The sequence below is a fragment of the Sphingomonas sp. P4_D12 genome, from assembly GCF_056401895.1.
The window spans coordinates 98,742-118,187 of sequence record NZ_JBFUIL010000003.1 but is presented as its reverse complement, the minus strand read 5'-3'; the positions used below and the strand labels follow the sequence as shown (position 1 = coordinate 118,187).

Below are 19,446 nucleotides of genomic sequence, written 5' to 3'. Positions count from 1 at the left end.
TAGGTGCATCGCTGCCGTAGCGATAATAGCCACCTTTTCAGACTTGATCGCGCGCGCCTCTAGCTGTCGCCCCAAAATCCCCGCCGTGGCGCGCTCAGCATCCCGCCGACGCATTCGACTCCGCCTTCCCGATCATTCGCCAGCCATAAGGGCCCATCGAGATCGGCGAAAATGCTGTCGACGGTGACCATCAGGGCTGGCGCGATCGACAGCGAAGAGCAGATCATGCAGCCAGTCATCACGCCCAGCCCGCGCCGGCGCGCTTCCTGCGCCAGGTCGAGCGCGGCGGTCAGGCCGCCGGCCTTGTCGAGCTTGATGTTCACCACGGCATAGCCGTCGGGCAACGCCGCGAGATTCGATGCTTCATGCACCGATTCATCGGCGGCGATGGGAATCGCCGAGACGAACCCAGCCAACGCGGTATCGTCCGCTGCCGGCAGCGGTTGCTCGAGCAGGTCGACCCTCAGCTCGATCAGCAATTGCTGAAGCGAGCTCACCTCGCCGATCGTCCAGCTCTCGTTGGGATCGACGATCAGGCGAGGCAGGGGCGCGGTGTCGCGGACGGCGCGCAGTTGCGCGGCGGGATCGCTGCGGTCGACCTTGACCTTGATCAGCGGCACATCGGCCAGCGCCGCCGCCGCCACGCGCATGCGGTCGGGCGTGTCGAGTCCGACGGTCATGGCCGTCGCGATCGGGCCGATCGGTTGCTTCAACCCGATCATCGTGGCGACGTCGCTGCCCGCGAGCCGCGCCTCCAGATCCCATAACGCGCAATCCACGGCGTTGCGCGCGGCGCCTGCCGGCATCAGCCGCAACAGTTCGTCACGTCCGACACCGCTTTCGAGCGCGTCGCGCACGGCGCTGATCGCGGCGATCGTGCTGTCGACCGTCTCGCCATAGCGCGGATAGGGAACGCATTCGCCGCGTCCGGCCACGCCGTCCTGTTCGATCCGCACGGTCACGACCTCGGCGGCGGTCTTGGTCCCCCGCGAGATGCGGAACGGCGTGCTGAGCGGAAAGGTCTCGGGCTGGATTGATATCGTGCGGCGCATGGCGGCAATCAGGCGACTTGTCTGGCGCCGGCGCGGGCGGGCTCACTGAGCAATGTGTCGAGGATGGCATCGACCCCGAAACGGAACGGATCGGAACAGGGCAGGGAGAGTTCGTCGGCGGTCCGCGCACAGAGCGCGCGTGCCTCATCCTCGGGCATGGCGGAGGTGTTGAGTGCGATGCCGACTGCCCGCACCTTGGGATTGGTCAGCCGGGCGACTTGCAGATTGGCTTCCAGGCACTCGGCGAGCCCGGGCAGGCCGAAATGCGGCAGCCCGCGCATGTGCTTGCGCACCGGGTCGTGGCACATCACGATCGCATCCGGTTGGGCGCCGTGCAGCAGGCCGGTAGAGACCCCGGCGAAGGACGGGTGGAACAAGGATCCCTGGCCCTCGATCAGGTCCCAGCCACCATCGGCCCGAGCGGGCGACAATTGCTCGATCGCACCCGAGATGAAATCGGCGATCACCGCATCGAGCGGAACGCCGCTTCCCGCCACAAGGATGCCGGTCTGGCCGGTGGCGCGGAAATCCGCCTTGACGCCGCGCTCGACGAGCCCGCGCGTCACGCACAAGGTGGTGTACATCTTGCCGACCGAACAATCGGTGCCGACGGTCAGCAGGCGATTGCCCTCGCGCGGCTTGCCGTTGCCGACCGGAATGCCCGGCTGCGGGTCGCGCACGTCGTGCAGTGCGCGACCGAGCAGGCTCGCCGCCTCGACCAGCCGCGGCTCGTCTTTCAGCCGCTGGTGGAGGCCCGACGCGATATCCAGCCCCGCTTCCATCGCGGCGATCGCGTCGGCGACCATGTCCTCACCCAGCGTGCCGCCGGCATTGGCGACGCCCAGGATCAGCGTCCTGGCGCCGGCCGCAACCGCGGTCGCAAAATCCATCCGCGGCAAGTCGAGCGTGAGCTTGCAATCGTCGTGGCGGAATTCACCGACGCACACTTCCGGCCGGAACACGGCCAGCCCGCGCGACGTCTTGATACCGGCATGGTCGTTCGAGTGACCGAGATACAGAAGGTAAGGCGTGGCGATCATGTCGGTTCGGCTGCAAATTTCCAGGGAAGCCAAACTGTATCGCCGCGCCCGGACGAGCCCCAATATTTAACACCACGGCCCCTATAGCGTAAGGCTATAGCTTATCGATCACGTCCGCCAGAAGGTCGAGAAACTCGGAGGCGGTATGGGTTGGCGGGCGGTCCTGCATATAGACCGCGTTGATGTCGAAGGTGATCGCCGGCTGGAGCGGGCGCGACGCCAGCCCCGTTGCTACCGATGCCTGCGCGGTGAAATTGTCGACGATCGCCATGCCGACGCCGGCGCGGACCAACGCGGCGGCGACATAGTAAGTGCGCGCCGACACCACTTCGTCGAGCACCACGCCCAATTGGTTGAGTTCGCTCGACAACATGCGCCCGATCGGCCCCGACTGGACCGGGCTGATGAATTTGTGCTCACGCAAATCGGTAAGATGGATGCGTGACGGTGCGTCCGGGAAATCCTGCTCGCGATAGAGCACGACCAGTTCGCCTTCGCCGATTACCTGATGCCCCACGGGCGCGGCAGGCGGCACTTCGTAGCTGATCGCGATATCCGTCTCGCGCTCGTACAATTTGCGCACCATCTCGTCATGATGCAACGTCTGCAGGTCGAACAAGATGTCCTCATGCCCGCGCAGGAACTCCGCAACGGCGTCGGGAATGGCGCCAAGGCCGAGCGAGGGAAGCGCGGAGATGCGCAACAGGCTGCCCCGGCCGAGCCGCATATTGTGGCACGCCTGGCGCAGCGACCGCACGCGGTCCTGGATTTCCGACACTTCGCCGAACAGCGCGCGGGCGTCCTGTGTAGGGATCAGTCGGCCGCGGGCGCGCTCGAACAGTGGCAGACCGATCGAATCTTCGGCGTGCCGGAGCACCTTGGTGACAGAGGGTTGCGAGACATTGAGCGAGCGCGCCGCGGCGCTGACGGTGCCGTGCAGATAGACAGCGTGGAAGACTTCGAGCTGGCGCAGGTTCATGTCTTGGCCCTCTTGATAGCCGCGCCGAAACGCCGGGTGATCGCGCGCCAGTCTATTAGGTCGTGGCATCGCAGCACCGGAAAGTGACGCTAACGACATGGGATTGGCGCGGTTTTGCGTGCCTATTCCCTAAAGCTATGGATTGCAAAACCGCTCCCCAAAAAGGGAGGGGCGCCGCGCGGATTTCTCCGCACGACGCCCCGGGGAGGGACTCTGTTGTTAGCGTAGCTGGATGCGGACGCCGACGCGGAACGTGCGACCCAGCATGTCCGAATAGGTGCTGTTCGCAGCGAGGCCCGTTTCGGGGACCAGCAGTGGCCAGCGATTGAACACGTTGGTCACGTTGACGAAGAATTGTGCATCGGACTGGTTGTTGATTTTGATCTTCTGCGCCAGGTTGAGATCGAAGTAGAACAAGCCCGAGACATGGTTTTCGTCATAGGTCTGATAGACCGAGGTCGTGGTCTGGTTGGCCGGGCAGTTCGTCGTGCACACCATGCCGTTGGCGGTATATAGACCGGAGCTCACTCCACGAGCGACCGCCGTTACCGAGGTCGTCGGCATGTCGAGCGTTGCACTGAAGCGGAAGATCCATGTCGGCGTGCTGCCCTGACCGCCATTGGCTCCGACCGTGCTGACCACGACATTGCCCGGAATGCCGGGATCGCTGATGTTCTCGATATAGCGCGTCGCCGTGCCCCGCAGGGTGAAGGTGGAAGCGTTCTTGAACAGGTTGTCGAGCGGAACGCGATACGAACCTTCGAAATCGATGCCGCGAACCAGCTTGCGTGCAAAGTTGAACGGCTGGGTACGGATCAGGATGCGTGTCGCGTTGTTCGGATCTTGCGTAATGGAGGCGCAATATTCCGGCCGGCCGTCCTTGCAGCGATTGATGATCTCCTGCGCGCTCAGCGTATCGATCGCATCGCGCATATCGATGCGGAAATAGTCGGCCGAGAAGTTGAAACCGGGCAGGAAGCGCGGCGACAGGACCGCGCCGATATTCCATTGGTTCGATTTTTCGGGGCGCAGGTTCGGGTTGCCCAGAGCCAATGCCGAATAGGAGATGCTGGTCCCGTAACTGCCGCCATTGGGCCCGCTTCCCGCGCCGAACGGATTGCTGACGGAATCGCTGTTCGACGAGCCCGCGGCGTACAATTCGTTGAGGTTAGGTGCCCGGATGTCGCGCGAGCGCGTGATGCGCAGGCGGATGTCCGGGATCGGCTGCCAGGTCGCACCGAGCTTCCACGTCGTCACGTAACCCGAGGTCGAATAATCGGTCGCGCGCACCGCGCCGTTGAATTCGAGGCCCAGACCGAGCGGAACGACCGTTTCGAGATAGGCTTCCTTGACGTTATATTTGCCGTTGGTCGGCAGGTAATTGCCCACTGACCAGGCATTCGCGGTGGTAATACCGCCGCCGGGATTCGGTGTCACGACGGGCTGGAACTGTGAGGGGACCGAGCCGCTGATCTTTTCCTCGCGCCATTCGCCGCCCACCGCGAGACTGACATCGCCTGCCCAGGTGGAGAATGGCGTCAACGCCAGGTTGGCGCCCGCGACCTTCTGCTCGGCGACCTCGTCGCGATAGGGATTGCCCAGCACATAGGCGATTGCGGCCGGATCGGCGACGCCGACGCCCAGCCGGTTGAGCGGCACGCAATTCGGATCGTCGTTGGTCGTGCTGGCGTCGACGTTGATCAGGCACTGGATCGACCCGGCCGCATATTTGGGGTTGCCCGCAGGCGTGAACACGGCGGCAGTGGCGTTGTTCATACGCGCGGTGTTCATGATGTTGCGCAGCTGTTCACGCAGGTCGGCACGGCCATATTGGGCATAGACGTCCCAGTGCGCCGATTTGCCGAACGCGTTGAACGAACCCTCGGCGCCGATCACGTAGCGCTGAACCTTGCGTCGATTGTCAGCAGCTCGAAACGGCAGGTCGGCGGCCGTCGTCGCCACCGTCACGCTGGTCACGCCGGTGAGGCGGGCGGCGCCGAGCTGCTGCAAGAGATAGGCGTTGCAGGTGGTCGGCGTCGGCACGACGTTGCAGTTGGTTGCCGCGATCGAGATGCCGGTCGCGAGGTTCGGGCCGGCGTTGAACAGGATATGCTGCCAATTGTACGAGCCCTCGGCGAACAACTCGATCCCCGGGGTGACCTCGTAGCTGAGGCGACCGTAAACGCCGTGACGGTCGTCCTGCGGATCCAGGCCGATGCGGCGACCTGAATCGTTGACTTGCCAGTCGCCGCCCTGGGTCAGTGACGGCGTGCCGGTGGTCGGGTAACTCAGCGCGCCGAACTGGAAATTGGCCGGTGCCCCGCCCTGACCGAAATACACGCCGCGGAGCGAGGTGCCACCGGTCGACCCCGTGATCAGGCCACCGGGCGTGGAGTTGGCGGCACCGACCTGCCGGCGGATCAGGTAGCGTGGCGTTGGGCTGGCCGGCGTCTTAAGCGTGCCGTCCGGGTTGAACGTCGCCGCCACCCAGTTCGGATCCTGGATGCGAACATAACCCGTCGCGTTCCAGTCACGGTCGACGGTGAAGATGCCGTCGCGATGCGCGATCTCCGCGTTGAACAGGATGTGCCCGCGTCCGCCGGCGAACGACGTGCCCGCCGTGATGCCTGCCGAATAGTTGAAGCCGTCGCCATAGGTGGTGACACCATTGTCGGCGGTGAGCTTGATCCCGGTGAACTTCTTGTCGAGGATGAAGTTGACGACGCCGGCGACCGCGTCCGAGCCATAAGCGGCCGAGGCGCCGCCGGTCACGATCTCGACGCTCTTCACCAGCGACTGCGGGATCGTGTTGACGTCGACCAGCCCGGTGATGGTCGAACCGACCGATCGCCGCCCATCGATCAGCACCAGTGTACGGATCTCACCGAGGTTGCGGAGGTTGAGCGCGTTGATGCCCGCCTGGCCGCTGGAAAGGTTGAGGCGCGAGTTGGCGGGGCGGGTCGACCCGGCGAGCGCCGGCTGCTGGTTGATGAAGTCCGCCAGATTGTTCGATGGCGACTGGTTCTGGATTTCGGCCGTCGACAGCACGGTAAGCGGGGTCGGTGCCGAGAATCCGCTGCGCGCCACGCGCGAACCCGTGACGATGATCTCCTTGCCATCATCCGGCGTCGGTTGCGCATCCTGCGGCGCCGCCGCCGCGTCCTGCGGCGCGGCCGGGCTCGCTTGCGCGAAGGCCGGCGCGCTATGGACGATGGCCAGCGCCGTCATGGCCAGACCCGCCGCGTAACGGCGGTCGATCCGCGGATTAATACGCCCGAAAATAGACATTCAAACAACCCCTTTGGCTTGCGATCGGGCCCATTTGGAGGAACTCCTCCGACGTGCGTGGCGCGTCGAGACCCGATTTCGTAGCTTGGACCATGTGGCTGTCGATCAGCCCATGTGTCCCACCTGCATTTGTCGGCGGGATGTACCGGAAGGGCCGATCGGCTTGTCCTCCTGTCACCCCTGCCTTTTTGGAAGGGCGACCGCCCGCTGTGTTGCGGAAACATGTCACTTCCGAGACGGGAGGTTACAGGGCGCCTAAAGGGGGTCAATAGAAGCGGGGTTACTATGATTTTGCTTGGGTATAGCCTGAGGGAATAGGGTTCGCCGGCGCGGCACGGAGTCGCATTCGCAGAGGCGTCGATAACTCATGGCTATAGGCGATACCCGGCTTGCTATGCACTTTTGCCCAACCGGCTGCGATAGGGTCTCGATTCATGGTGATGACGATTGGGTGATGACGATTGGGGCCCTTGATGATTCAGCGTCGCGCGTTCCTGTTGACCTCGGTCGCGATGCTCGCTCTGCCCGGTGCGAGCATGGCGCGCGAGGTGAGTAAGCCCAGACCTGGGCGCGGCCGCACTGTCCGCCTGGCCGGTGCGCGCGCGCTGATCGAGATCCTCGAGGATGCGATGGGCGTCCCGCACATTCGCGCCAAATCCAAGCACGACGCGTATTTCGGCCAGGGGTATGTCGTCGCGCGCGACCGGATGTTCCAGATCGATTGGGACTATCGCCGCGAGCTGGGACGCATGGCGGAGGTGTTCGGCTCGCGCTTCGTGTCTGCCGATAGCGCGGCGCGGCTGTTCCTCTATCGCGGCGATGTGGACGCCGAACTCAGGTCGCTGCCACCCGAGGTGCTCGATTGCGCGCGCGGTTATGTCGCGGGGATCAACGCGCGGATCGACGAGCTCGAGGCCGATGCCAGCCAGTTGCCACTCGAATATGGCATATTGGGCATCACACCGCTGCGCTGGGATGTGCGCGATCTCGTCCGCATGCGCGGCGGCGGGATCGGGGATGCCGATGACGAAGTGCGCCACGCTCAGCTCCAGGCGCGCGGGCTGCTCGAATTCGACCGGTTCATGGATCCGCTGCGCCCGGCGTGGCAATTCACCGTACCCGACGGGCTCGATTGCGCGGCGGTCAGCGATGCCGATCTCGGCATCCTGCTCGAAGGATCGACGCCACTGCCGTTCGGCCAGAAGATCGCGGCCTATGACCGCGACCTCGACCGCATCGATCGCATTGCGCAAGGCAGCAACGCCTGGACCGTCGCCGGCAGCCGCACCGCGACCGGCCGCCCGATCCTGGCCAACGATCCGCATCTCGGGATCGGCGGGCTCAGCCCGCGGCACATCGCGCACCTTACGGCCCCCGGCCTCGACGTGATCGGCGGCGGCGATCCCGGACTGCCCGGGATCATGCAAGGCCATACCGACCGCTTCGCGTTCGGCCGGACCAACTTCCATATCGACCAGACCGACTTGTTCATCCTCAAGACGCGCGAGGACGATCCCGAGCAATATTGGCATAACGGCCAGTGGAAGCGCTTCGAGACGGTCGAGGAGGAGATCGCGGTCAAGGACGGACCCTCCGAGCGTGTGACCTTGCGCTATTCGCAAGGCCGGCCCGTCATCTCGCAGGACCCGGCGCGCCACCGCGCCGTCGTCCAGGCCAGCGTGGCGCTGTTGCCCGGCGCGAACATGCGGTTCGCGATCATCGCGATCAACCTGGCGCACGATTGGGAGTCGCTGCGTCAGGCGCTCAAGATCCACGTCTCGCCGACCAATCATCATTACGCCGACGTGCATGGCAATACCGGATGGCAGGCGAGCGGGTTCACCCCCAAGCGGCCCAAGCATGACGGTTTGTTTCCTGCACCGGGCGACGGCAGCTACGACTGGACGGGAATCCTTAAAGTCGAGGAAATGCCCAGCAGCTATAACCCCAAAGCAGGCTGGTTCGCCTCGGCCAACCAGATGAACCTGCCGTCCGACTACCCATACCAGGATCGCAAGATCAGCTTCAGCTGGAGCGATTCCTATCGCTTCGATCGCATTGCCGAGGTGCTGAGCAGCCAGCCTAAACACCGCGTCGAGGACAGCGTCGCGCTCCAGCATGACGTGCAATCGCTCCCGGCGCGCGCGCTGGCGAAACTGTTGCCCGCGACCCTGTCGCCCGAAGCGGCGCCGGCGGCTGCGCTGTTGCGGCAATGGGATTGCGGTATCGCGGCGGATAGCGCGGCGGCGTTGCTGTACGAACAGATCATGCCGGAACTGTCTTCGGCGTTCCGCGATCTCGTCATTCCCAAGGCGGCGCGCGATCTTCTCAAGACGATGAACCTGTCGGAGATGCTGCGCCTGCTGGCCAATCCCGACCATTATCTCGGCCCCGATCCCGTCGCGGCGCGTGACGCATTGCTCGACAAGGCGTTGGCGGCGGGATGGGCCAAAGCGGTGAAGCTTGCCGGCCCCGATCCCGCGCAATGGCGCTGGGGCGACCTGCATCAGGTATCGATCGCGCACCCGCTATCGGCCTCGCCGGCGATCGCCGCCGCTTTCCCCAGGATCGATGGCGGTCGGTCGGGCGGCGACGGCTACACCGTCATGGCGCGCGGCGTGAACCTGGGGCGCAAGACCTTCAACGTCATGCACGGCGCGAGCTATCTGCTCGTGGCGGACGTCGGCGCCTGGGATAACTCGCGCGTTCTGCTGCTGCCGGGCCAATCCGGCGACCCACGTTCGCCGCATTATCGGGATTGGCATCAGGATTGGCTGACGGCCAACACGCAGCCTCTATGGTTCAGCAAGGCCGCGGTCGATGCGCATGCGGTGACACGGACGACGATAGCGCCTGCGAAGCGATAAAAATCCTCCCCAGAACGGGAGGAGTTCTTGTCAGCCCCTCTACTTCCTGCCCTTCAGCGTCCGCGCGAAGAACGCCTCGGTCGTGCGATAGCTCGCCAGCCAGTCGCCGTAGCGGAAGAATTCGTGCCGCTCGTTGGGCAGGCTCAATTCCTCGAACGGCACGCCGCGCGCGGTCAATTCGCGGGCGAGCAGCAGCGACTGGTCATGGTCGACATTCTTGTCGTCGTCGCCATGGACGATGAGCACCGGCGAGCGCCAGCGCGTGATCGATCCCATCGGCGACGACTGCCATTGCAGCTCGCGTGCCTTGATCTCGGCGTCGGGCGACAGCGATGGATCGCCCGAACGGACTAGCGTGTGAACACCGTGAAAATCGGCACCCGCGGCGAACAGGTCGCTGTCGCGCGCCAGCGCCAGCGCGGTGAGATAGCCACCCCAGCTTCCGCCCCAGATGCCGATCCTCTTGGGATCGACGTCCGGCTGCTTCGCCAACCAGCGCCCGCCGGCCAGCACGTCACGATATTCCGAGGCGCCGTCACGCCCGGTTTCGGGCGCTTCGCGGAATGCACGGCCATAATTGGTGCCGCTGCGATAATTGACCGACAGCACCGTATAGCCCAGCGCGGCGAACTGCTGATTGCGGACATAAGCGTTTGAATAATAATGCATCGGGTTGAATGCCGGCAGCATCTGGCGGCGCGGTCCGCCATGGACGAAGATCAGGGCAGGGTGGGGACCGGGGCCCTTGCCGCGAAACACTTGGCCATGGACCTTCATGCCGTCCGTGGCGGTGAAGACGATCGTCTCCGGCGTGGAATAGGAGGACGCGATCGCCACCGGGCCTAGCGGTTTCATGCCTTCGACGAGCACCACGTGCGCCGGACGCTGGGCATCGGTCGCTGTAGCCGCCAACCGGTCGCCGCCGAACACCGGGCGAAAAACGAAGGTGTCATCCTGCGTCAGCCGAGCCGGCTTGCCACCCTCAATTGCCGTGCGCCAGAGTTGGCGTGTGTCGAGATTGCCGGCATTGGCGGAATAGACGATCGCCTTGCCGTCCGGTGTCGGGGTGAAGGTCTCGACCTCGTTGGCGTCCGGCGTCAGGTCGCGCGGCGTGCCGCCGGTCGCAACCGGTAATGCATAGATGTGCATCCAGCCGGTGTGTTCCCATGGGAACAGCAGATGGCCAGACGCGGTCCAGAATAGATTGCGCCTGCGCGTCCCCGCGAATTGCCCACCTTCGCCGCCGGGCGCCGACCAGATCGTGCGGACGGCGCCGCTTGCCACGTCCGCTACGCGCACCGACCAGAACGAGGCGGTGCTGTCGGGCACGTCCGCAGGCGGATCGCGGAACTGCAGGAATGCGACTTGCCGGCCGTCGGGCGAGAAGATCGGATCGCTCGATTGACCCAAAGTCGGCCCGAGATAGCGGAGCGAGCGTCGCTCGGCGTCGAGCAGGCCGATAAAGCTGTGGCCCTTGCGCTGTTCGGTGAACAGCACTTGCCCGCCGTCCGGTGACCATTGCAAATCCTCCACCGAGCCCGCAACAGTGGCGAGCCGACGCGCCGCGGCGTCGCCGCTCCACAGCCAGATCTCACCCTTGCGCGTAAAAGCGATGCGCGTGCCGTCCGGGTCGAACGCCGCACCATGGCCGAGCCCGATCTTGACCGGCGCCTGGCCTCCCGCGACGTCGGCGACGAACAGCGTCTGCTCGGGCACTTCGAGCGCGATCCCGGTATTGGGGGTGTTCGCTTCGGGAAACTCGGCGTCGCCGCCGCGTACGAACAGCAGTCGGCGACCGTCCTGGCTCAGCTGCGGCTCGGACAGCTCGACGCCGTCGTCGCCGGTAAAGGCGGTGCGCGCGTGAGCCGGGACACCCGGTCCGGCTACCCAGACATTGCGTGAACCGGCTTCATCCTCGATCCAGGCGAACACCCGGGCCTGGCGAGCGCCGGTAAGATCGCTGGCGAACGGCAGCGCGAGGTTGGCGGCCAGCGCGTCGGCCGGCCGGCTGTCGCCGGAGCTTGGAGAGGATGGCCCGCCAAGTGCCGGCGCACCGGCTAGGGAAAAAGCGAGCAGCGCGGAGGCCAGCCAGGCGGGATGCAGCGTCATGTGCACAGGCTAGAAACAGAAAACCGCGCCGGGCAAGCATTCGATTCGGCGCTTATGCCAAGCGGTTATGGCTCTTCTTCCCCGACGCATACCCGCGATGTTGTCACCAAGCGGACTCGTTCAATCGACGAGCAGCTCGCCTCGATATCGCGGGTATTGGTGCGGTTAGGACTTTGCGTCTCCTGCCTCCTGCGGGAGCAATGTTTTGACCAGGGTCGCGCCGCCATCCATCGGCGACTCTTCATGGATCAGCAGCTGGTTCGACTTGGCGAACCAGAAACGCGCGCCGATCTTGTCCTTGTTGTAATCGGCGGTGACCAGCCAGCAGTCGATCGGACGCCCATCGGGCCCGGGGATTGTCTCCGACCCCGCCACGACGAAATTATAGCGGCCGGGCTGACCGATACCGGCATCGTAGAAGGGCATGTTGAACGTCCGTCCGTTCGCCATCGGAAGGGTCTGAAACAACTCCATGTCGGTTTCGAAATTGTACGACGGCTCGGGCAGCGCCATGACGAAGTCCTTGCGGCTGTTATTGGCGAGGTCCGCCATGCCGACCACCTGAGCGGTGTCGAACCGGTACCCGGCATAGTCGTCCTTGCCGTCCTGTACGGTGTGACGGACGTGGGTGCTCGGCGTGAAGGTGCGTGCGTCGAACCAGCTGTCCTGGATCAACACCCTGCTGCCATCGGCTCGATCCCAGCGCTGCGCGATGTGCAATGCGTTGGGCCGGCCTTGCGCGTCGGGGCCGAAGCTGACCGTGCGCTGCCAGATATCGATCGCTTTTCGACTGCCATCCGCGCCGACCATATAGCGCACGTAGCGATGCACACCGGGACGCAGCTTGGCGAAACGGGCGAGCGGCTCGCCGACCTTGAGGCGCATCGTGTCGGCGTGCGCCGGCACCGAGAAGGCCAGGCTCAGGACAAGGAGGGTGACGGCATTCATCGCGCGCATACTGGCCTTTCCGCAGTTGGGAGGGGTGTCGTATAAAGGTGGCACACCACCAAGACATTGCGTCTGTGTCAAGATATTCGCGATGAAATCGAATGGGATGAGTGAAGGCTCGCGAGGCCCGCGCGACGATGTCCAGTGCGGTTTGCGGGAAAGTGCGCTGGGCCGCTTGTCGCGATCGGCCTTGTCGCTGCTAGCGCCTAGTGCGACCGGAGCAGCGCGTTATGCAGGAGCGACAGCCCGCGCTCGATCTCGGGAAGGTCGACCACGCCATAGCCAAGCACGATCCCGCGCCGCTTGGGCTGCCCAAGGTGATAGCGGTCGAGAGTGTGCATCTTGACGTCGCTCGTCAACAGACTGGCGGTCACCGCTTCCATATCGGTGGCATCGCGCGCCAGCGCCGCGATGTGCATGCCGTAGGGTGGCGGGATGGGGTCGAGCCATTCGCCGAGATGCTCGGTCAGGAATGACATGATCAGTCGCCGCCGGCGGTCGTACACGCCGCGCATCTTGCGCACGTGGCGTGTCAGGTGCCCTTCGGCAATGAACCCTGAGACACCCAACTGGGTAGGTATCGGGCAATGCCAATCGAGACAGTTCTTGGCTGCGATGAGAGTCTGCATCGCCCAGGGAGGCGCGACGATGAAGCCCAGCCGCAGCGAGGGCAGCATGCATTTCGAAAAGGTGCCGACATAGAAGACGAGGTCGGCGGCATCGGCGGTCCTCAGCGCCTCGAGCGGGCTGCCTTCGTAGCGGAATTCGCCATCGTAGTCGTCCTCGACAATTACCGCGCCATTGGCGCGTGCAAACGCCACCAGATCCGTGCGGCGCTGTGCCGACATCGTCACGCCGATCGGGAATTGATGCGACGGGCAGACGCAGATGATGTTGGTGTTCGCCGGCAGCTGATCGACGACCAGCCCTTCGTCATCGACCTCGACCGGAACGATCGTCGCGCCGGCCGCGGCAAACGCAACGCGCATCGGCGGATAGCCGGGATCTTCGATCGCCACGACGGTCTTGCCCGGCGTGACCAGCGTCCGGGCCAGGATATCGAACGCCTGTTGTGCGCCCGACGTGACGAGCGCGTCCTGCGGTCGGCATGGCACCGCCCGGGTCAGCGCGATGTGGCGGACGATGGCTTCGCGAAGCCGGAAGTTTCCCTGGTTGCCTTGCGCGCTCTTGAAGCTCGGCGGCTGGGTCTCGAGCTGCCGCAGTTGCTTGACGCTGATTTGTCGGAACAGATCCATCGGGAAGAGCCGTGTGTCGATCATCGCAGGACGAAAATCCACGGCGATGCCCTTGCTGGCACGCTTGCCGGTGGCGGGTTGGTCGCGCCAAAATCCGATTGCCGCGCGGGTCTCCTCGCTTAGCCAGAAGCCGTTGAGCCTCGGATCGTCGGTCGGGATATCCTCGTCCTGGTCGGAGGGGACCGCCTGCGGCAAGGCGTCGACGACATAGGTTCCCGAGCCCAGCCGGCTGATCGCATAGCCATCGTTGATCAGCCGTTCGTAAATGTCGGTCGCTGTATTGCGCGAAACACCGAAAAACTCGCTCGATTGCCGGGTGCCTGGCAGCCGCGCGCCCAGCGCGAGCCGGCCCTCGACGATCGCGGTCTTCAATTGCGCGTAGATGCTGCGGGCCGAATTGCGCGTGCCGTCACCGACACGTTCGAGCCGCAGCTCAAACAATGGATTCATTGCAGCCTTTTGCCGGACTTGGCCAAGTGGACCAACCAATTTTGTCCCGACCGGCCCTCAATTCCGATGCGCCGGCGGCATAGAGGCTTGGGCGAGATACTCGAAGACAATCGATCGGAGAATTTCCGGATGTTGGTGCAAGTTGTTCGGCGAATTGGATTCGCCGCCGGACTCGCGGTGATGATCGCTTCCGCTGCTGCGGTCGACGCACGTGAAGGTGGCGGGCCGCCGGCCTATATCGCTACAGCGGTCGCCGACCCTGCGCGCCCGGCGGCCGATGTCGACCGCGACGCGAACCGCAAGCCAGGAGAGGTGCTCGCCTTTGCCGGGGTCAAGCCTGGCGATCGGGTAGCGGACTATGCCGCGGGCAATGGCTATTTCACCCGGCTGTTTTGCGGGGTCGTGGGCGCGCAGGGGCATGTATATGCGAGCGTGCCGGCCAGCCTTTTCCAATATGAAAATATCGTCAAAGGGATTGCCGATATCCAGGCCTATATCGTGACGCATCCCAACGTCTCGGTGACGGCGGGATCGGCGATCGACGTGGCGCGCTATCCAGAGAAGCTCGACCTGTACTGGATTTCGCAAAACTATCACGATCTCCACGACTCCTTCATGGGCCCCGTCGACATGAAGGCGTTCAACCGCGCGGTGTATGCCGCGCTCAAGCCCGGCGGTGTCTATATCGTGCTCGATCATGTCGCCGCGACGGGATCGCCGGCCAATGTCACCGACACGCTGCATCGTATCGAGCCATCCACGGTGCGGCGTGAAGTCGAAGGCGCCGGCTTCGAATTCGTTGGGAGCAGCGACCTGCTCGCCAATCCCGCCGATCCGCATACCGCCGGCCCGTTCAACGCGGCCATCCGCGGGCACACCGATCAGTTCATCTACAAGTTCAGGCGCCCACTGCGCTGACGGGAGCTGGTTTGGCAGCCATAGGCATCTGGGCATCCGGCATAATTTCTCCCATGATGTCAGGGATAAACGCCGAGCGAGAGCGGATTCGGTGGCGTGATCAGCGAGGAGAGGTCGATGTCGAAGGTGGGAATAGGTGTCGCCGCGATGCTCTGCGTCGCGACGCAGGGTTATGTGCCACCTGCGGATGCCACCGGCGAATCCGATGTGCGGCCGCCGGCGGTGACCGCGGCGGCGCCGACCGCGGGCGAACACGATTTCGACTTCGAGATTGGCGTGTGGAAGACGCATTTGACGCGCCGCCTTCGCCCGCTGACCGGGTCGCAGACCTGGGTCGATTATGACGGCACGACGACCGTCCGGCCGGTCTGGGGCGGCGCGGCCAATCTGGTCGAGCTGGTGGCCGATGGGCCGGCCGGCCATTTCGAGGGGCTGTCGTTGCGCCTCTACAACCCGCAGACCCGGCAATGGGGGTTGAACTTTTCCAACCGGGCAGACGGTCAGATGGTCGCACCCACGATTGGCGGTTTTCGCGACGGTCGCGGCGAATTCTACCAGCAGGACACGCTGGGCGGCCGCGCGATTTTCGTGCGCTTCGTCATCACCATAAGATCGAAGGACGCGATCCATTTCGAACAGGCTTTCTCCGCCGACGGCGGCAAGACCTGGGAAGTGAACTGGATAGCGGACGATATCCGGACGGCATCCTGACCAGACCGGTGCCAACGTGGCGGGCCAGCGCGTTCCGGCCCGCCATCCGCTGTGTCACTTGTCCGTCGGCGTCGCGCGATCGAAGGTCATGATCCAGTTGGTTTCCCAGGTCTTGCCGCCATCGGCGGAAAAGGCCTGCTCGAAGCGCGACGAGTTCGCTTTGATGTCGTAAAAGCCGTTGCGCACGAGGATCGTCCGTCCGTTGAGCGTGTCCGGCCCGTAAAACTCGCCCCGGCCGTCGCGGAATTCGCCGACCACAGGGGCGTCGAGCTTTCCGGTACTACTGTTCGTCCAGTTGAGGTTCCACTGGCGCGCGGTGGGATCATAGAGGCGGAGACCCACGCCTTCGAGATGTCCGGCCGGTCCGCTCGCCTCGAGCTCGAACAGGCTGGCCTTGCCGTTCCACACCGACCGGACCGTCGACACGCCATCATAGGCCGTCCACTCCGACGACCCGCTCAACGGATGGATCAGCCGCGAGATATGCGTCTTCCACACGCCCATGTGGAAATCGAAGTCGCGCGTTCCGTCGTGCGGTGCAGGTGGCGCGACGACAATGTCGGCAGCGCGGCCGGCGTCGATCGGCAAACCGCCGAGCGTCACGGCCAGGCCGAGGGCTAGCAGGGCGCGAATGTTCATGAAATCATCTCCCAAGTGCGAGCGCGATTACGCCGCGCCGGCCGGGATTTCGAAGAGCCGCTTGCGGGAAATCTGCCTGGGCCACCCGTCGGAAGGCTCGCGCCCACGAGTACGCCGTGTTCGCTTGGTCGCGACAGATGTCGGGATGGTGCCGGTTGCAGGAATCGAACCCGCGACCTTCGGTTTACAAAACCGCTGCTCTACCAGCTGAGCTAAACCGGCCCTCGGGGCGCGACCCCGACAAATCAGCTGCGCGCTCCCATGCGTCAGGTGATGCCGAAGGTCCAGCCCTCTGTTCGCGCGATCTCGGGAGTCAGTCCGGCGGGCGACCATAATTCCGGGCGAGGCGCGTAGGCACGCAGCCATGCAGCCGTCAGCAACGCGTCGGCACTATGGTCGTCGATCGCGCCGCTCCCCGCCACCGAAGCACTGCCGATTGCCTCCAGCGCGGTGTTGAGCGCCTCGATCGATGCCATCTTGGTACGTCCTTTGGTCCGCCCGGCGGCGATCGCGGCCAAGCTGGTATAGATTTCGACGATCAGCGATCCTTGTGCCGGTGCCGCGTCGAACGGCCAGATCGGAAGCTTTCCCGCCAGCTGGTGCATCACGCGCATCCCCGTCAGGCTCGACTTCCCGACTTGCGCCGCGCCGACCAGGTTGAGGTTGCTGTACGGGTTCAGTCCCTGAAGCCGCTGCTCGACCTCGCTGAGGCGCAGCCGGCCACGGCCGCCGCCATATTGGTCGCCCTCGCGCCCGCCATGCCGGCGGAAATGGCGCGACGCCTGGGGGTGATCGACAAAGGTCGAGGCTGCCAGATGCGGGTCGTCGGCCGATATGCGGTCGACCAATGCCCACAAAGCCCGCGCATCCGCCGGGCTTTCCTCCCAACCGGGGAAAAACGCGCCGCGATCGGCGAACGGCAGCGACAGGCCGAGATCGAGCCCGACCAGTGTCCCGTCGGGCATCTCGCCGCGCAGCCAATGGAGGACGGCGGTTCGCGACCAGCCATCCGGCGCCGCGATCAGCTCCGGGGCACCGCCGTCACGGGCGCAGATCGCCACCGCGATGCCGCGCTGCACCGGGCCGACCGCGCCCGACCAGTCGATCGCCGCATAATATTCGAAATGATCAGGGACGATCGCCAAACGCCGCTCGCTGCGCCTTGCTCGCGCGATCCCACCAGGCGCGGGTGATCACGGTGCGGACACGCTCGGGATCGTCCGAGCCATAGCGCACGAGCAGGCCCGGCCAGCCTTCGTAATGCGGCGTTTGCCAGAAGGTGTCGGGGTCGGTGTCGAGCAGCACCGCCTTTTCGTCGTGCGGGCTCATCACGTGGAAGCTGTCCGCTTCGCGCCCTGGCGAGAGGAACGCCTTCTTGTTCACCTTCGGGCAGGGAGTACCGTAGAAGCTTTCCATATAGGTCTCGGGCAGCGTCAGCGCGAAGGCGACGACCTCATCCCAGCTATTCATCGCCATCGGCTACTCCAAACCCCTCCGACCATGCGTCCCTGTCGACTGTATAGGGATCGATCACGAACCCTTTGGGATGGTCTCGAAAGCCGGGAAAGGCTGATTTGCGCACGATGGCGGCCTCCGCTCCTTCGTGGCTGCTATAGACTCCAACGAGCTTGTCGTGGCTCTCGCCGTCACTCGTCTCGCGGGAGTGCCAAAGGAGGAACACAACGCTCATTCTGCTCGCTTCCTAAGACTGTCCCAATAGTCGAGCCGCTCCTGAATCCGCTTCTCGAACCCACGATCGGTCGGCGTATAGAAGGTCTGCGGGCTCATTTCCTCGGGCCAATAGTTCGATCCCGAGAAGCCTTCTTCGGTGTCATGGTCATAGGCATAGCCTTTGCCGTACCCGATATCCTTCATCAGCTTGGTCGGCGCGTTAAGGATGTTCTGTGGCGGCATCAGCGAGCCGGTTTCCTTCGCCGAGCGCCACGCCGCACCCATCGCCTTGTACGAGGCGTTCGACTTGGGCGCGGTCGCCAGATAGAGGCACGCCTGCACCAGCGCGAGTTCGCCCTCGGGCGAGCCGAGGAAATCGTAAGTATCCTTGGCGGCGATGCATTGGACCAGCGCTTGCGGATCGGCGAGGCCGATATCCTCGATCGCCATGCGCACCAGCCGGCGCAGCAGGTAGAGCGGTTCTTCGCCCGCAGTGAGCATCCGCGCGAGATAATAAAGCGACGCCTGGGGATCGCTGCCGCGCACCGCTTTGTGCAGTGCCGAGATCAGATTGTAATGGCCCTCGCGATCCTTGTCGTACACCGCGACGCGACGCTGCAGGAACGCCGACAGCCCGGCGGGACCGAGCGGTTCGGGAAGATCGACCGAATAGAGCGTCTCTGCCTGGTTGAGCAGGAAGCGCCCGTCGCCATCGGCGCTGGCGATCATCGCGGCGCGTGCATCGGGGGTGAGGGGTAGGGGGCGCTCCATCAGCTCGTCGGCGCGGTCGAGCAATTTGCCTAGTGCTGTGGCGTCGAGGCGATGGAGGATCAGCACCTGCGCCCGGCTGAGCACGGCGGCGTTGAGTTCGAAGCTGGGATTTTCGGTGGTCGCGCCGACGAGCGTAACGGTGCCGTCCTCGACATAAGGCAGGAAACCATCCTGCTGCGCGCGATTGAAGCGGTGGATCTCGTCAACGAACAGCAAGGTGCGCTTGCCGATCCGGGCATGCTCGCGCGCTTCGGCGAAGGCTTTCTTGAGGTCGGCGACGCCAGAGAATACCGCGGAGATCGCGACGAAGCGCAAGCCGACCGCGTCCGCCAGCAACCGCGCGATCGTCGTCTTGCCGGTGCCGGGTGGCCCCCACAGGATCATCGACGACAGTCGGCCGGCGGCGACCATTCGCCCGATCGCGCCTTCTGGCCCGGTCAGATGCTCCTGGCCGACGACATCCTCAAGGCGGCGCGGGCGCAGCCGGTCGGCGAGCGGCGCGTTCTCGCTCGGAATATCCTGGGAAGAGGCTTCGGGTTCGAAGCCAGCGAAGAGATCGGCCATAACGGGAACATAGGGCGGGACGGACGGAAATCCCAGTGCTTCGGCAAGCCAGCAGGGGGATACGGCACGAGGCCGGCCTGACGATCGAGGGCGCATAAAGCCGTCGAGCAGAATAATTTCTAAGATATATCTTGACGTATTCTGCTTAAGATATATCTTGAGTTCATCATGAAACACCCAAGG

At 64.5% G+C, this 19,446-nt stretch carries 15 protein-coding genes and 1 tRNA gene; 3 read left to right on the top strand and 13 right to left on the bottom strand.

Annotated elements, in window-relative coordinates; genetic code table 11:
- Positions 1–59 precede the first annotated feature (59 nt).
- The 4 genes from dgcA to AC1DSD_RS06480 all read right to left on the bottom strand — a co-directional run bounded on the left by dgcA (position 60) and on the right by AC1DSD_RS06480 (position 6,359).
- Positions 60–1,052 (bottom strand): N-acetyl-D-Glu racemase DgcA, encoded by a 993-nt coding sequence (gene dgcA, locus AC1DSD_RS06495; protein ID WP_478029127.1) that lies wholly within the window; start codon positions 1,050–1,052, stop codon positions 60–62.
- Between the two features lie 8 nt (positions 1,053–1,060).
- On the bottom strand, positions 1,061–2,092 hold the full coding sequence (gene dgcN, locus AC1DSD_RS06490; RefSeq protein ID WP_478029126.1) for an N-acetyltransferase DgcN: 1,032 nt from the start codon (positions 2,090–2,092) through the stop codon (positions 1,061–1,063).
- Between the two features lie 94 nt (positions 2,093–2,186).
- Positions 2,187–3,071 carry a LysR family transcriptional regulator gene (locus AC1DSD_RS06485; RefSeq protein WP_066804118.1) on the bottom strand — a complete coding sequence of 295 codons (885 nt, stop codon included), beginning with the start codon at positions 3,069–3,071 and terminating at the stop codon, positions 2,187–2,189.
- Between the two features lie 219 nt (positions 3,072–3,290).
- Positions 3,291–6,359, bottom strand: coding sequence for a TonB-dependent receptor plug domain-containing protein (locus AC1DSD_RS06480; RefSeq protein ID WP_478029125.1), 3,069 nt, complete (start codon positions 6,357–6,359; stop codon positions 3,291–3,293).
- 473 nt (positions 6,360–6,832) lie between these two features.
- Here AC1DSD_RS06480 and AC1DSD_RS06475 point away from each other — a divergent pair, with 473 nt between their 5' ends.
- Positions 6,833–9,226, top strand: a complete 2,394-nt coding sequence (locus tag AC1DSD_RS06475) for a penicillin acylase family protein (protein ID WP_478029124.1) — start codon at positions 6,833–6,835, stop codon at positions 9,224–9,226.
- 39 nt (positions 9,227–9,265) lie between these two features.
- Here AC1DSD_RS06475 and AC1DSD_RS06470 read toward each other — a convergent pair whose 3' ends face one another.
- From AC1DSD_RS06470 to pdxR, 3 genes are all read right to left on the bottom strand, one after another.
- On the bottom strand, positions 9,266–11,335 hold the full coding sequence (locus AC1DSD_RS06470) for a S9 family peptidase (RefSeq protein ID WP_478029123.1): 2,070 nt from the start codon (positions 11,333–11,335) through the stop codon (positions 9,266–9,268).
- Between the two features lie 165 nt (positions 11,336–11,500).
- On the bottom strand, positions 11,501–12,283 hold the full coding sequence (locus AC1DSD_RS06465; protein ID WP_478029122.1) for a DUF3108 domain-containing protein: 783 nt from the start codon (positions 12,281–12,283) through the stop codon (positions 11,501–11,503).
- Between the two features lie 206 nt (positions 12,284–12,489).
- Positions 12,490–13,989 carry a MocR-like pyridoxine biosynthesis transcription factor PdxR gene (gene pdxR, locus AC1DSD_RS06460; protein ID WP_478029121.1) on the bottom strand — a complete coding sequence of 500 codons (1,500 nt, stop codon included), beginning with the start codon at positions 13,987–13,989 and terminating at the stop codon, positions 12,490–12,492.
- A 129-nt stretch (positions 13,990–14,118) separates the two neighbouring features.
- Here pdxR and AC1DSD_RS06455 point away from each other — a divergent pair, with 129 nt between their 5' ends.
- Both AC1DSD_RS06455 and AC1DSD_RS06450 read left to right on the top strand, forming a co-directional pair.
- A complete protein-coding gene (locus AC1DSD_RS06455; RefSeq protein ID WP_478029120.1) occupies positions 14,119–14,907 on the top strand; it encodes a class I SAM-dependent methyltransferase in 789 nt (262 codons plus the stop codon).
- A gap of 117 nt (positions 14,908–15,024) precedes the next feature.
- Positions 15,025–15,618, top strand: coding sequence for a hypothetical protein (locus AC1DSD_RS06450; protein WP_478029119.1), 594 nt, complete (start codon positions 15,025–15,027; stop codon positions 15,616–15,618).
- 54 nt (positions 15,619–15,672) lie between these two features.
- Here AC1DSD_RS06450 and AC1DSD_RS06445 read toward each other — a convergent pair whose 3' ends face one another.
- The 6 genes from AC1DSD_RS06445 to AC1DSD_RS06420 form a co-directional block, all read right to left on the bottom strand.
- Entirely contained in the window at positions 15,673–16,257 is a 585-nt protein-coding gene (locus AC1DSD_RS06445; RefSeq protein WP_478029118.1) for a hypothetical protein, read from the bottom strand.
- Positions 16,258–16,403: 146 nt separating this feature from the next.
- Positions 16,404–16,479 (bottom strand) — tRNA-Thr (locus tag AC1DSD_RS06440).
- Positions 16,480–16,523: 44 nt separating this feature from the next.
- Positions 16,524–17,396: a hypothetical protein gene (locus tag AC1DSD_RS06435; RefSeq protein WP_478029525.1), complete on the bottom strand. Its 873-nt coding sequence runs from the start codon at positions 17,394–17,396 to the stop codon at positions 16,524–16,526.
- Positions 17,386–17,733, bottom strand: coding sequence for an MmcQ/YjbR family DNA-binding protein (locus tag AC1DSD_RS06430; RefSeq protein WP_478029117.1), 348 nt, complete (start codon positions 17,731–17,733; stop codon positions 17,386–17,388). Before AC1DSD_RS06430 ends, AC1DSD_RS06435 begins: the two co-directional genes overlap by 11 nt.
- A complete protein-coding gene (locus AC1DSD_RS06425) occupies positions 17,720–17,947 on the bottom strand; it encodes a DUF7336 domain-containing protein (protein WP_478029116.1) in 228 nt (75 codons plus the stop codon). Before AC1DSD_RS06425 ends, AC1DSD_RS06430 begins: the two co-directional genes overlap by 14 nt.
- Positions 17,944–19,263, bottom strand: a complete 1,320-nt coding sequence (locus AC1DSD_RS06420) for a replication-associated recombination protein A (RefSeq protein ID WP_478029115.1) — start codon at positions 19,261–19,263, stop codon at positions 17,944–17,946. The genes AC1DSD_RS06425 and AC1DSD_RS06420 overlap by 4 nt, the downstream gene beginning before the upstream one ends.
- Between the last annotated feature and the right edge of the window lie 183 nt (positions 19,264–19,446).

Bases quoted from the DNA above. Each gene is read 5' to 3' on its own strand.
- AC1DSD_RS06455 (WP_478029120.1), top strand. From the start codon at position 14,119: ATGTTGGTGCAAGTTGTTCGGCGAATTGGATTCGCCGCCGGACTCGCG.
- dgcN (WP_478029126.1), bottom strand. From the start codon at position 2,092: ATGATCGCCACGCCTTACCTTCTGTATCTCGGTCACTCGAACGACCAT.
- AC1DSD_RS06450 (WP_478029119.1), top strand. From the start codon at position 15,025: ATGTCGAAGGTGGGAATAGGTGTCGCCGCGATGCTCTGCGTCGCGACG.
- AC1DSD_RS06420 (WP_478029115.1), bottom strand. From the start codon at position 19,263: ATGGCCGATCTCTTCGCTGGCTTCGAACCCGAAGCCTCTTCCCAGGAT.
- AC1DSD_RS06425 (WP_478029116.1), bottom strand. From the start codon at position 17,947: ATGAGCGTTGTGTTCCTCCTTTGGCACTCCCGCGAGACGAGTGACGGC.
- AC1DSD_RS06445 (WP_478029118.1), bottom strand. From the start codon at position 16,257: ATGAACATTCGCGCCCTGCTAGCCCTCGGCCTGGCCGTGACGCTCGGC.
- AC1DSD_RS06430 (WP_478029117.1), bottom strand. From the start codon at position 17,733: ATGGCGATGAATAGCTGGGATGAGGTCGTCGCCTTCGCGCTGACGCTG.
- AC1DSD_RS06485 (WP_066804118.1), bottom strand. From the start codon at position 3,071: ATGAACCTGCGCCAGCTCGAAGTCTTCCACGCTGTCTATCTGCACGGC.
- AC1DSD_RS06480 (WP_478029125.1), bottom strand. From the start codon at position 6,359: ATGTCTATTTTCGGGCGTATTAATCCGCGGATCGACCGCCGTTACGCG.
- pdxR (WP_478029121.1), bottom strand. From the start codon at position 13,989: ATGAATCCATTGTTTGAGCTGCGGCTCGAACGTGTCGGTGACGGCACG.
- AC1DSD_RS06465 (WP_478029122.1), bottom strand. From the start codon at position 12,283: ATGAATGCCGTCACCCTCCTTGTCCTGAGCCTGGCCTTCTCGGTGCCG.
- AC1DSD_RS06475 (WP_478029124.1), top strand. From the start codon at position 6,833: ATGATTCAGCGTCGCGCGTTCCTGTTGACCTCGGTCGCGATGCTCGCT.
- AC1DSD_RS06470 (WP_478029123.1), bottom strand. From the start codon at position 11,335: ATGACGCTGCATCCCGCCTGGCTGGCCTCCGCGCTGCTCGCTTTTTCC.
- dgcA (WP_478029127.1), bottom strand. From the start codon at position 1,052: ATGCGCCGCACGATATCAATCCAGCCCGAGACCTTTCCGCTCAGCACG.